Source organism: Streptomyces sp. NPDC001536 (genome assembly GCF_042894505.1).
Lineage (GTDB): Bacteria > Actinomycetota > Actinomycetes > Streptomycetales > Streptomycetaceae > Streptomyces.
The window spans coordinates 211,937-224,373 of the sequence record NZ_JBIAVQ010000003.1 but is presented as its reverse complement, the minus strand read 5'-3'; the positions used below and the strand labels follow the sequence as shown (position 1 = coordinate 224,373).

The window sequence follows — 12,437 nt, the reverse complement described above, 5'->3', positions numbered from 1 at the left end:
TCACATGAGGCGCGCGAGGGCGGCGGCCTCCGCGGTGCCCTCCTCCGCGCTGAACACATGCAGTACGAGCCCGGACTCACCCGGCCCGGCGGGCACATGCAGCGTCTCGAAGTCCAACTCCACCAGCCCTACGACGGGATGCCGCAGCCGCTTGCGCCCCGCGGCGCACATCGTGACCTCCCCGGAATCCCAGATCCGCCGGAAGTCCCCGCTCTCACCGGCCAGTTCGGCGATCAGCGCACCCAGCTCGCCGTCGTCCGGATGGCGCCCCGCGGCGACCCGCAACTGCCCCACGGCCTCGGCGGCCCGGTCCTCCCAGTCGGGGTGGAGGTCGCGGGCGACGGGATCGAGGAAGAGGAACCGCGCGTTGTTGGGATCGCGCCGCCCCGGTACGTCGAGGCCGCCCATGAGCGCGGCTCCCAGCCGGTTCCAGGCGACGACGTCGAGACGGTGGTCGGTGGCGAAGATGGGCAGCCGGTCCATGGCGTCGAGCGCGCGCCGCAGCCCGGGCCCGATCCGGGTGGCCGGCACCGGCTCGTGCCGCCCGGCGGCGAGGGTGTCGAGATGCCGCCGCTCCGCCGCGTCGAGACCGAGCGCCCGCGCCAGCGCGTCCAGCACCTCGGCGGACGGCTGGGTGGCCCGCCCTTGTTCGAGACGGACGTAGTAGTCCACGCTGATCCCGGCGAGCTGCGCCAGCTCCTCGCGCCGCAGCCCCCGCACCCGGCGCCGCTTGTTCCCGACGACCCCGGCCGCACCGCCGATCCCCGCCTGCTCCGGCGCGACCCGCCCGCGACGGGCCCGCAGAAACCCGCCGAGGGCCCGCTGACCGTCGTAGCTCACATCCATGAACTCCAGTATGCGTGGCCCTGTCAGTACCAGGACTGCCGATCCGCCGGTCGAAGGGGGTTCTGGCAGGGGCGGGGGGAGCCGGGCGAACCTGGCGCCATGAAGAAGATCCTGATCGTCAGCGCCCATCCCGATCCCCGTTCCCTGAACAGCGCGCTGACCACGTTCGCGTCGGACCACCTCCGCGAGGCGGGCCACGAGGTACGGCTCTCCGACCTCTACGCGATGAAGTGGAAGCCGACGGTCGACGCCGACGACTTCCCCGCCCACGACCCCGACCACCGCCTCCACGTCATGCGGACCTCCGAACAGGCCACGCTGGGCGGCCACTTGTCCCCGGACGTCGCCGCGGAGCAGGAGAAGATCCGCTGGTCGGACGCGGTCGTCCTCCAATTCCCGATGTGGTGGTTCTCGGCACCGGCGATCCTGAAGGGCTGGATCGACCGGGTCTTCACCAGCGGCTTCGCCTACGGTCCTCAGGTCCCGCCGCCGTACGGCGAGAGCGCGTTGGCGGGCCGCCGGGCCCTGTTGTCGGTGACGCTGGGCGCCAGGGAGACGTCCTTCTCGGACCGGGGCATCCACGGCCGCCTCACGGACGTACTGCACCCCCTGCAACACGGCCTGTTCTGGTTCACGGGCATGACCCCGCTGGAGCCCTTCGCGGTCCACGACGCCAACGAGCTGCCGGAGGAGCGCTTCCAGGCGGCCCGGGAGGCGTACGCCAGGCGCCTGGACACCCTGTTCACGGCGGAGACGGTCCCTTTCCGCTCGTTGACGGGCGGGGACTACGACCGGGACATGCGGCTGCTGCCGGGCAGGGAGCGGCCGGGGACGGCGGGCCTGGACCTGCACGTCCTCCAGTAGGAGGGGGGTTACGTCAGTCGGTGACGAGGGCGAGAGTGAACCCGTCGTACCCCTTGGACCCGACGGTCTGGATGGTCGTGGCGGTCAACTTCGGGTGCTCGGCGATGAGTTCGGTGAACCGCCGGACCCCCTGCACCCGGGGGTCGTCGCTGTCCGGATCGGTGACGGCGCCGTCGCGCACGACGTTGTCGCCGACGATGACACTGCCGGGCCGGGTGAGCTTGAGGGCCCACCGCAGATACTCGGGGTTGGACGGCTTGTCGGCGTCGATGAAGACGAGGTCGAAGGGCCCGGCGCCCTCGACGGCGAGCACGGGCAGCGTGTCGACGGCCTTCCCGACCCGGAGGTCGACGAGATGACCGACCCCGGCCCGCGCCAGATTGGCGGCGGCGACCTCGGCGCACCGCTCATCGGCCTCCAGCGTGACCAGCCGCCCGCCCTCGGGCAGGGCACGGGCGAGCCAGATGGTGCTGTAGCCACCGAGGGTGCCGATCTCCAGGACGGCACGGGCCCCCTGGATCCGGGCGAGCAGATGCAGCAACTTCCCTTGATTGGCGGCGACTTGGTGAGCAGGCAGCGCGGCGACCTTGCTGTCCCGGACCGCGGCGAGCAGCGCGTCGTCCTCCTCCACGAGCAGCCCGTCGAAGTACTCGTCGACGGCGGTCCAGGTCTGCTGCGACGTCCCCTGCGGCACAGTGGGTTCCCTTCGGCACGGAGTGAGTTCCGTAAGGGAACTTACTAGAGATCCCTCAGTGCTGGTAGGGCTGCTGCTGCGGCTGCCCGTACGCCTGCTGCCCACCCACGGCCTGCGCCTGCAACTGCTCCGCCTGCTCCTTGGTGATCTTCTGCTCCGCACCGCAGAACGTGCACTGCGTCGTGAACTTCGTCGAGAACGGGAAGAGCGGCACGAAGAACAACGTGAACTTCGTGACCCGCTTACGCAGCGTGTGTGCGGCGGGGTTGCCGCACTGGCCACAGACGAGCGTGAGTATCGCGAGCTGGTAGAGGTAGCCCTTGGTACCGAAGATGATCATGCGGGGTCCTTTCGGGGTGGTGCCTACCTGTCTGCCTGCCGCCCAAGATTACGGCCGATGCCTGTGGGCGCCTCGGTGCGCCAACCGCACCAGACAAAACAGGTGAGGCACCTAGGAACGTTCCTAGGTGCCTCACCTGATGTCACAGCTGTCGGGGTGGCGGGATTTGAACCCACGACCTCTTCGTCCCGAAGCAACTTGGGTGGGGGTGGTGCCTTGGGCTGGTGTGGCTCTCACCTGTGCTGACGGGTCGTAGACGTTCGTGCGCGTCCGCCGCTGTTCGTCGGCGTTGTCACGCAGTTAGACACGCACCTGGTGATGCTCCCACTGCGCGGCATTAGTGCGACTCACCTCCACCTATGAACAGTCCGCCTGCTCGCGTCGCCCCCGCCGTCGCACGATGCATCTGCTGGCCATGACGCACACGGCTCCGAAGAGCCCCTACAGACCCGGAGGGATCCGTCCCTAAGCTGCCGGAGATATGAGCGAGCAAAGACAACCAGAAACACCGGCCGCGGAGTGGACACCGCCGGAGGGGTCGTGGGCGTCATCGGCCGCGAACCGCCGAAGCATGCTCGGCAACCGGAATCGCGATACCGCACCCGAGCTGCTCCTCCGCTCGCTTGTTCACGCCGCTGGTCTGCGCTACCGCGTGGCTGCAAAGCCGCTCCCGAAGATGCGCCGCACGGCCGACATGGTCTTCCGCCCCGTGAAGGTGGCCGTTTTCATCGATGGCTGCTTCTGGCACGGTTGCCCGGAACACTTCGTGATGCCCAAGACGAACCGGCCGTACTGGGAAGACAAGATCAGCCGGAACATCCAGCGGGACAGAGACACGGACAACCGCCTTGCGGAGGCCGGCTGGCTAGTGCTCCGCTTCTGGGAGCACCTCGAACCACAGGCGTGTGCCACCACTGTCATTGAGGCAGTGGCCGGTCGGCGGCAGGAGCTCGAAGCCTCGAATCGTCCGAGAAAGACCTCCTGACCGCCGCGTCGCTGGCGGCTGCGGTCAGCCATGGCGGGGCCGCCTGGTCAGCTCCCGTCATAGGCCACCTGAAGCCGCACGGTGCCCTTGGCCGTGTGCAGGAAGGCGTCGCCTTGCCCGGCCAGAGCCTCGGCGCCGGTCTCGTCCAAGATGATGCGGCTGTCAGTCGCGGTCTTAACCCTCAGCGCGAGTTGGGCGGGGAAGTTGGAGCGGATGGTTGTCGAGATAACGTCCGCGCTCGGACGCTGCGTGGCAGCGATGACGTGGATGCCGGCAGCGCGTGCCTTCTGCGTCAGGCGCTTGAGGAGCGCTTCGATTTTCTTCTTCTCATCGGGGTCGCTGGTGAGGTCGGCGTATTCGTCCAGGACGATGATGATCCAAGGCTTTCGGTCCGCTATATCGACCTTGGCGTTGTACTCGACGAGCTTGCGGGTGCGGATCGCCTTCATATCCTCGTAACGCGCGGTCATCTCTTCGACAGTTTCCTCGAGAATCTCGATGGCGTCAGCGGCATCCATACCGATCGTGCCATCAAGGTGAGGGTCGTCCTCGAAGTCGACAAGCTCGGTGCCCTTGGGATCGACGAGGCGGAGTCGCAAGGTGCTCTCGTTGTACCGGACCAAGCCCTTGAGGATTGTGTCCAGTGCGACAGACTTTCCTGATCCGGTAGTGCCAGCCACCAGCAAGTGCGGTGAGTCCGCGGAGGACAGGTCGATGGCGACCGGGTTGCCTTCGATGTCGCTGCCCAGCGGGGCGATGAGGCTCTCTGGGTCGGCCGGGCACCGCTGCCACAGTGCCTTGGCGTCGACCCCGTACTTCTCGTCGTCGATCTTGGGGATCTCGAAGAGCACGGAGCCGCGGTCGCTGCGGGTGCGGATGCTGAACCCGGAGGGCAGTGCCAGCGCCAGAAAGATCTCGTCGCGTCGGTTGGTTAGCTTGTCCACGGTGACGCCAGGGTCGGGGATGAACCGAAAGATGTAAAAGCCGGGCCCCTCCTGCCACTTGCCGTTTCCTGGAGCGGTGACTCCGACCTTGTGGCGATGGAAGACGTCGAGAACTTTGTTGTATCGAAGCCTTAGCTCCTCCTCGCCGAGCCCATCGCGGTGACTATTCAGATTGTGAGGATGGGCCTCTGCTGCGATGTCTCCGGCGACTGCTGCGCTCGGTATGAGCGTTCGAGCAGTTGCTACGGCAGCCTCGGCAGGTGCTGCCTGCTCTTCCTGGGCGAGGAGTTCGGAGGAGGAAGTGCCTGAGCTGGGTTTGACGACCGTGTCGGGGATCTTCGCGGGCTCACTTAGGTTCCAGGAGTCAACGAGGTGGTCGGCATCTGTTGGGTCCTGGTTGGCGCGCAGAGCGCCGATGAGGTTCAGCAGCTCGTGCTTGTTCAGTCTCACCAGGGTGTGCCTGCCGAGGGTGTTGACCGTCGGAGCCGGCTGGTCGTCCTCGGCTGAGATGGCCACGGCAACGCCGGAGACTTGACCGAGTTGAACATCCGCGGAGCGCAGGGCGTCTAGAACCTTCGCTTCGACCTGACGATGGTCGTCCTTGCCGATCGTGGTGCGCGCTGGAAGGTCTGCGGCCCGTAGAGCGTTTCCGCTGGTTTGAGCGATTGCGGCGGCCAGCTCGTCCAGCCAGAAGGGGCGGTCGTGGCGAGCTTCGCCGCCCGAGCGGAAGGCATCCTTGCACAGGTCGGTGGTGCGGTTGAGCTGCTCTTCCGCTGAGCCGACGTCGAAGGTCTGGCGGAACTTGGACTCGGCGACCAGAACATCCAGGCGAACGATGCCGTCGTCCTGGACCGTCAGTATGAATCGGCCCAGATCGGCACGGGTTTTGTGTCCGCGACCGAACCACCGGTGGTGCTCGTCGAAGCTAATCCAGGTGATTAGGCTCGTGCCCTGCTGAGGGATGGGAAACTGCTGGTCGATGACAAACCGCGTGGCCACAAGGCCGACAACTTCGTTGACCGTGGTGCCGATGCCGAGGGAGCGCAGAACGGCGCCCGGAGCCACGTTGCGGCCGACCTCGTAGATTCGCCGGGCGGTGCTTTCAGAGTCCTGCGGGGTGACGACGCCGATTTGCTCCAGGCGGCGTCGTAGTCGCTGAACGACGAACTGCTTGCCGGTCTGTGAGCTGACGATGAGGGTGTACGACTCGTTCTTGCCGACACTCGGCTTGACGAGGATGACGTCTGGGCGGTTGCGCAGGGCATCGATCTGCTCACGGCCAATGAAGCTGTCAAGGGTGACGACCCAGTGGGCCACGCTGTGCAGTTCGGCGAACAGATTCTGGTGCTGGTGAAATTGCACCTGCATCTCGAAGTAGTCGATGCCGTCGACACTCTCCCGGGAGACTGGGGAACTGCGGTCGTAGCGCACACACAAGGTCGACCAGGACTCGAGAGTCTCGTCGGCGGTTTCGGGCAACAGCGCCCTCACGACGTTCTCGCTGGTCTGAGCCAGGTTGTGTGATGCCGGGTGCTTCCAGGGGTTGAAGGAGCCCGACAAGGATTCCTTCTTGGTGCTCTCCTTGATACTGGTCTGGGTACCGAACAGTGCCGGAGCCAGGGCGAGGTCAATGGTGCCTTCCAGCCCCGAAAGGTCTGTTGTCTGGTCGGGCTCCCATGCCTGCAGGATGAGTTGAACGTCGGGCAGGAAGCTGTCCTCGGACATCTCCGCGCCAGAGAACTGCAGGTCGAATCCCTGGATGATCTCGTGATGGGTGGCCTGGGGAGCCAGGACCACCAGATCGACTTTCAGACGGGGATTCTTGGCCCGTACCTGCTTGGCCACGCGCACGGGCAGGACAGGGTCGCCGTTGCGGTCCAAAAGCAGTAGGCGTAGGCCGTCAAGCTTGTGGGGGTAAGTCGTCAGGTAGTCGGTGATGACGCGGACCATCTCGTCGATCGCGGCCTCGTCGACACTGGAGAGCCATTCCTTGGACTCGTTGCCGCCGCGGCGGACCGGTGCGTACTCCTCGTGGCCGGCCGATTCCCGCATCGGGATGGCGATCGTGCCGCGCGGCCCGACGAGGACCGCTGGTGTTCCGTGTGGGGAGATGCGGTCGATAGCGTCGAAGAAGAGGTCCTCGTTCTCTTGGTTGAGGCTCAAGCCACCCTCTTTGTTGAGGGCAATCTCAATACTGTTTGAGGTCTCTGTGTAGTTCCTTGCCAGCCATCGCAGTTTCAACGGGTGGGTGGCCAACATCATCATGCGGTGATCGGCCAGCTCGACGACGTCAGCCAGCACGACTGCCTCAAGGTCTGTATCCGGAGCGTTGTCGGGAACCAGGGTGGTGCGGGCTTCGCGGAGGATGTCTTCCCACTCGCGTACGTATTCGCCGATGTTCGTGGCGTCGAGCCCTTCGGAGAATCGCTCGAAGTGCTTCCGCTTGAGGCGGTCCAGCCGACCGGCGAAGTGTGTTTCAGGGGCAGGCACCGGTTCGTCGGTCTGCCACTGCCTGGGGTCGCTGAACTTCTCAAGGAAGGTGTCGAAGGTTAGATTGCTGGCGTGGGCAGGGGGGTTTTGCCAGCTGTCGATGAGGGCTGCCAGCGCTATCTGGCCGGGAATGCCCATGGGGTCCCAGCGAAAGCGTCGCTGGGTAGCTCCGTCCATTTCGACCAGGAAGCGCAGGGGCGCCCATTCGATATTTAGTTCGAACGGCTCTTGGGTTTCTTGGTTCTCCGGTAGGGACGGCTTGGTCACGTCCAGCAGGGAGCCTTGGACCTCCAGAGTGAGACGGAGGCTGGTCGATTCCTGGATGTCCCGCAGGGTACGTGCGTACAGGAAGGCGAACAACCAGCGGCTCCACCGCCCGGCTTCCTGGTTTCCTTCAAGTCGGACGACGACGGAGCCTTCTTCTTCGTCGGAGAAGTAAGTCAGTTCGCGCAGCAGGGCACGCAGTGGGTCCTGGACGAACTGAGAGTCTGGGAAGGCGAGCTTCTCAACTTTGCGGCGTGAACGCTTGGACAGCAGGTCGGCCAGCGGTTCAGCGCCGCCGGCGGGTGTCTCGTCAAGAAAGCGCTGGGCGGATTCCTGGTCTCCGCGGTCAAGCGCTTCTTCGATCATCATCGCGTCGAAGTCGTCGACCCGGTCCGCGGCGGTCCTCAAGATCTCCTGCTTGACCTGCTGGCCAAGGCCAATCTTTTTGGACTTCTGCTCGAAGACCTCGAGCCAAAGGGTCAGGTCCTGCCCGCTGCGCAGTTGACGGCGATCCTGGAGGGCAGGCCCACGGTGGTTGAGTACGAGGTCGCGCATGCGCGTTTTGACAGTCTCTGAGTCCGCACCTATGTGTTCCAGAGATTCCTCGCTGAACTCAGCCATGTCGATGCGGTCTATCAGGTCGTCCGCGGTGATTTCCTTGCCGGTGGGCTGCTTGAAGGCACTGACGCATACGTTCTTCTTGATCCGGGCGGGCAGTGCGGCAGGCTTGGCAAAGAGGCTCCGGTCCGGGAAGAGGCCAAGAGCGGGCAGGGCTGCAGAAATCTCGGTACAGACGACGTCAGGTGCGTGGACCCGAGTTGCGACGACCTTCTGCGCCGTCTCGACGAGAAAGGCAGCCCAGCGGTGCAAGGACAGGGGATCTTCATCGGTGACGGCGCGCCAGATCTCCGGCAGTGAGCTGGCCATCACGGCCGGAACGGTGCCGCTGCCACCTGCTTCCCGCCATACATCCGCCATGAACCTGTCGAATCCACGCTCGCTGGAGGTGTCGTGGTGGTCGCCTAGGATTGGGGCGTCGTCAAGAGCGCTCATGGCCGCCAGGCCCTCAGCGTCCGGAGACTGTCCCCACTCGAACAGCAGCACCGCGCTGCCCTGCCCGGAATTTCGCCACTTGGTCAGCTGGTCTCCCCGATCCAGCAGGAAATCATCGGGTACGCCGGCGATCTGTTCCGACGTGCCTACCTTGACTACAACCTGAAGTTCCGGCGACTCGGACAGCCTCTGGGCCGTGCGACGGAGGGCCTCGGTTACGGTCGGCGGATCGAACCCGCTGATACGCAGACCGACACGGGCCCCGCTGGTCTCAATGACCTTGCGCAGTGCTTCATCGGCGATGAACCGGCCAAGCGCTCGGATGCTGCTGTCGGTCAACGGGGCTCTCCTCGTACCATGCTCGTTGCGTCTGAATACTGAGTGAGCAGACCGATAGCGGCCAGCTTGTCCCGGAAGGCCTTGCCGTTGTGTTCAAAGACCGATGAGTCGATCTCATGGGCCAACGGGCTCACAGCCGCGACCGTTTTCTCCGTCACTAGACCGTAGTTCCTGTACAGCAGCGCACAGAACTGGTCGAACTCCATCTCCGTGCCCTGCGGGATGGTGGCAGACACCAGGGCCTCAAGCATCGGCGGCTTCATAGTGAAATGTCGGCGCCCGGCCGTCGCGTTCAGGGCTCCAACAGCGGCGAGGGTCTCACTGAAGAACGCTCGAGGCGATGCGAACGCGTTGCCGGTCTCCTTGGTGAATCGCTCGTAGCGGCCCTTCCTAGCTTCGTCGCCTTCGGCTTCGTTGATCATTTCCCGGGCCTGGACGTTGATCGCGTTGGCGATGTCGTTGCGGAAGCTGGTGAGGTTCTTCTGCGACCCGCTGCGCAGCGGGGTTGCCTCGTTGCCGAAGTCCAAGAGGATTGACTCGCCATCGGTAAGGCCCAACTTCGCGCGTGCGAGGCGTAGCTGGTGGCGAGCCAAACAATAGGGGACCCAGTGCATGAGGCTCTCGGTGCGCTTGGCCCGGGGCGTCGTAGTCCGGGCGACGATGTTACGAGCCCCAATCCTCAGCAGGCCAGGCCACGGGCTGAGGTCCTCGTACAGGTCAATGTCTCTTTCTGAATCGTCTTCGTAGGGCTCTTCGTCGTAGTCGAAGTCGTGGGCGCTGAGTGCCTTGGCGAGGTTGCCAAGAGGGGTGCCGCTGTCCCGGACGAGGTCATCAAGGCCCTGCCGGGTCGCTGCCTTGCGGTCAGGATCAGAGTCAGTACGCAGGACCTTGTAGGCCCAGCCCCCAGGGCCGCGGAACAGATAGCGCTCGATGGTCGGAGCCTTCGTCTTGACCTTGGCCGGTAGCTTCCTGGCCTGCTCCTTCTTCTTGGGGGTGGCGCCGCGTTGGACGATTGGTCGCTCGACTGCGTCGTAGTGGATGAGTTCACCCACGAACGGATAGATGTGCGCCCCGAACCAGTTGGGCTGACTGCGGCGTCCCGGGATTTCGACCAACAGGGAAGAGAACAGGGCGTGGAGCGTCTCCAACGTCTCGGGAGAGTCCAGCTCGACCGCCTTGCTGAGTTCGTCGTCTCCTTCAGCGATGGGGGCCCTGGTTGCGATCCTCCGAGCCAGGTCGTGTGAGGTCCTTTTGTAGGCAACCCGGTCTCCGGCGTCCAGGAGTCCCGCGTGCTTTTCTGGGTCTTCCTGATGTGCCAGGTAGACGCCGCGGGCGATCGCAAGCATCTCCAGTGGGACGTAGAAGCCTCGGCCCTGCTGTTCAAGATTCACCCCGAAGAGACGGCGGACGACCTCTGACTTAGAACGATCAGCCATTACGCCCGCACCGACCTGATCTTGTCACCGACGTCGATCATGAGCTTTCTCATGACGTTGCCCACGAGGACCTGGATTTCGTCGTCCTTGTTCAATGAGTCAGCCAGGTCTGCCAGGGACCCGCTCAGTCCGCGGATCTCGGCCTCGTGCTGGGTCTCGCTACGCAGCCCTGCGGCCCACCGTGTCAGCAACTCGAAGCGCAGAAGGTCTACTTCGACCGAAACGGCGCCCTGGCCAGGAGTGATGGCTGGGATCCGGATGAAGATGGAGCGGTTGAGCCACTCGACTGCATTCCGCATGCCCGGGATGTCGCCCGTTCGGCCTTCCTTCTGCCACTGGGTGACCTGGTCGACCACCTCGACGTTCTTGCTGGACACCCGTCGGGAGATCACCGCCGCGCGGGCGCGTTGAGCAAAGAAGGCCGGGTCGAGGACGAGGAAGTCAGGGTTGCTCCCGGCTCGGTGGATACCCTGGACGGCTTCCAAACCCTTGAGGAAACGGTCGCGCACCGTGGTGTCCGCCAGGTTCCCTCTGTCGTTCTGGACAGTGACGAAGTCGTCGCCGGCCTGCAAGCCCATGCGGGCAAACCGGTCCTCGCTGTCGATGCTGTTGAAGAAGTCAGCACGTCGCAGGAACGTGTACAAGCCCCTCAGCTGTTCAGCCTGCTTCTGCGCGTCTCGGGTCGTACGGGCTTTCTGTAGGTAACTTTTGGGATCCCCGGGAGGAAACCGGCCGGCTGTGTCTGGATCGAGACGGTCGTCAACCTGGCGACGAGAGACCTTGCCCGGGTCCAGCTTGCGCAGCGTGAGGAACGCAGGAACACGATGACGCTGTTGCTGGGTCAACTGGTCACCGAAGAGCGCCTGATGGTATAGGTGGGGTGCTTGCCACAACCTGTTCGAGTGCGACCGCTGGTACTTGGCGTGGACGTTCTCACAGGACAACCCACCAGTGATCATGTAACTGGTCACCGAGAGCGCCTGACGAGTCGTAACAACGGCTCCGGCGCGCTCGGCGGCAGCGAATAGCTCTCGGACCGCGGCCCGGCGCTGAGGCCCGTGAGTGGCATCGTTCAACTCGTTCCGGTTGGCCAGAATCGGGCAGACCTCACGTGCATCACACGTCTCACAGGCCTTCCATCGCGACCATTGCGGGGTCGTCCACTGCCTCAGAACCCAAGGGACGAACCCGCCAGTGCGACTGTCAGCCGCTACGGACTGGTAGTTGAGGTTGATGACAGTGACTGCGCCCTCGGGGTCGCTGACCTGCCCACGAGCAATGCCATCTGTGAGGGTCTTCACCAAAATCTTGGCGCGACCGGTGCCGCCGCGGTCGAGGTTGTCGTCTTCGGCAACGCACTTACGCAGCTGGCCCTCGTTTGCGCAGATGATCGCGACCCCCTTGTCCGGGGGGTCAAGCAGCTCCACGAGCTTGCTGGCGCCCGCCTGAAGGCTTAGCTCGCTGAGGTCCCTGAGGATGTACAGCGGGCGCCCACTACGGGTCAGGGCAACAGGGCGGCCGGCGTCACCGTCCTTGAGCAACTCGTTGAAGACTGTCCTTCGGACATCTGATGGGACTGTTTCGCCACCCATCCTCAGCTCGGCCAGCAGGTTGGCGCACAGGCTCGTCTTGCCGTGCCCGGCGTCCCCGGTGAGGACGATGGTCTTCGTAGTTGGTTGCTCGATGGCGCTCACCAGGTACTCCAGCGTCACGACTGGGTACGGTGACTGCGTCCGGTCCGCCTGGTCCGCCTGCTCGTAAATCATCTCCGAGGCGTCGACGTCGAACGGCTGATAGCGACGTATCCGTTGGACGTGTTTGTTGACCTCTAGCGGCATGCTGCTGTCCTTCGTCGACCGGGCCGGGCGCGCTGAAGAATTTTAGCTGGCAGCGTTGCTGACGGTAGATCAAATGCGTTGCCAGGCGCTGAAGTACGCCTGCCTCGCCAGCGGGGGAGTGGGTGAGGCCCGTGAGAGTCCCGGATCGCTGTGGTTGGCGCTGAGGCGCTCGACGCTGACCGCGGTTCGTTCAGGACCGGCCGCGTGCGGGACCTACTGACGCCGCGGGGTAGCAACGGTGCCGCAGGTGATGGCCGATGACGAGATGGTTCAGGGTGCTCGTGATGCTGGTACACGGGGCCTAGAAGCGTCGTGATCGGCACGCCAGGCGCCACTGACCTACC

General features: G+C 64.7%; 8 protein-coding genes. 2 read left to right on the top strand and 6 right to left on the bottom strand.

The window, feature by feature from the left end:
• Positions 1–846, bottom strand: a complete 846-nt coding sequence (locus tag ACFY0U_RS09955) for a helix-turn-helix domain-containing protein (RefSeq protein WP_388632930.1) — start codon at positions 844–846, stop codon at positions 1–3.
• Positions 847–945: 99 nt separating this feature from the next.
• Between ACFY0U_RS09955 and ACFY0U_RS09950 the strand changes: the two genes are divergently transcribed.
• Positions 946–1,710: an NAD(P)H-dependent oxidoreductase gene (locus ACFY0U_RS09950; RefSeq protein WP_388632927.1), complete on the top strand. Its 765-nt coding sequence runs from the start codon at positions 946–948 to the stop codon at positions 1,708–1,710.
• Between the two features lie 13 nt (positions 1,711–1,723).
• On the opposite strand, the gene ACFY0U_RS09945 is transcribed toward ACFY0U_RS09950, so the two are convergent.
• Together ACFY0U_RS09945 and ACFY0U_RS09940 are read right to left on the bottom strand one after the other, a co-directional pair.
• Complete coding sequence (locus ACFY0U_RS09945; protein ID WP_388632924.1) at positions 1,724–2,404, bottom strand: O-methyltransferase; 681 nt, start codon at positions 2,402–2,404, stop codon at positions 1,724–1,726.
• Between the two features lie 55 nt (positions 2,405–2,459).
• Positions 2,460–2,744, bottom strand: coding sequence for a zinc-ribbon domain-containing protein (locus ACFY0U_RS09940; RefSeq protein ID WP_266824173.1), 285 nt, complete (start codon positions 2,742–2,744; stop codon positions 2,460–2,462).
• A 481-nt stretch (positions 2,745–3,225) separates the two neighbouring features.
• Here ACFY0U_RS09940 and ACFY0U_RS09935 point away from each other — a divergent pair, with 481 nt between their 5' ends.
• A complete protein-coding gene (locus ACFY0U_RS09935) occupies positions 3,226–3,729 on the top strand; it encodes a very short patch repair endonuclease (RefSeq protein ID WP_388632920.1) in 504 nt (167 codons plus the stop codon).
• A gap of 47 nt (positions 3,730–3,776) precedes the next feature.
• Here ACFY0U_RS09935 and ACFY0U_RS09930 read toward each other — a convergent pair whose 3' ends face one another.
• The 3 genes from ACFY0U_RS09930 to ACFY0U_RS09920 are packed head-to-tail and all read right to left on the bottom strand — an operon-like array spanning position 3,777 to position 12,093.
• Positions 3,777–8,819, bottom strand: coding sequence for an FtsK/SpoIIIE domain-containing protein (locus tag ACFY0U_RS09930; RefSeq protein WP_388632917.1), 5,043 nt, complete (start codon positions 8,817–8,819; stop codon positions 3,777–3,779).
• A complete protein-coding gene (locus tag ACFY0U_RS09925) occupies positions 8,816–10,255 on the bottom strand; it encodes a hypothetical protein (protein WP_388632915.1) in 1,440 nt (479 codons plus the stop codon). Before ACFY0U_RS09925 ends, ACFY0U_RS09930 begins: the two co-directional genes overlap by 4 nt.
• Complete coding sequence (locus ACFY0U_RS09920; protein WP_388632913.1) at positions 10,255–12,093, bottom strand: hypothetical protein; 1,839 nt, start codon at positions 12,091–12,093, stop codon at positions 10,255–10,257. The genes ACFY0U_RS09925 and ACFY0U_RS09920 overlap by 1 nt, the downstream gene beginning before the upstream one ends.
• Positions 12,094–12,437 lie beyond the last annotated feature (344 nt).

Excerpts from the sequence above, each read along its gene's own strand:
- ACFY0U_RS09955 (WP_388632930.1), bottom strand. The coding sequence starts at position 846 with ATGGATGTGAGCTACGACGGTCAGCGGGCCCTCGGCGGGTTTCTGCGG.
- ACFY0U_RS09950 (WP_388632927.1), top strand. The coding sequence starts at position 946 with ATGAAGAAGATCCTGATCGTCAGCGCCCATCCCGATCCCCGTTCCCTG.
- ACFY0U_RS09940 (WP_266824173.1), bottom strand. The coding sequence starts at position 2,744 with ATGATCATCTTCGGTACCAAGGGCTACCTCTACCAGCTCGCGATACTC.
- ACFY0U_RS09935 (WP_388632920.1), top strand. The coding sequence starts at position 3,226 with ATGAGCGAGCAAAGACAACCAGAAACACCGGCCGCGGAGTGGACACCG.
- ACFY0U_RS09925 (WP_388632915.1), bottom strand. The coding sequence starts at position 10,255 with ATGGCTGATCGTTCTAAGTCAGAGGTCGTCCGCCGTCTCTTCGGGGTG.
- ACFY0U_RS09920 (WP_388632913.1), bottom strand. The coding sequence starts at position 12,093 with ATGCCGCTAGAGGTCAACAAACACGTCCAACGGATACGTCGCTATCAG.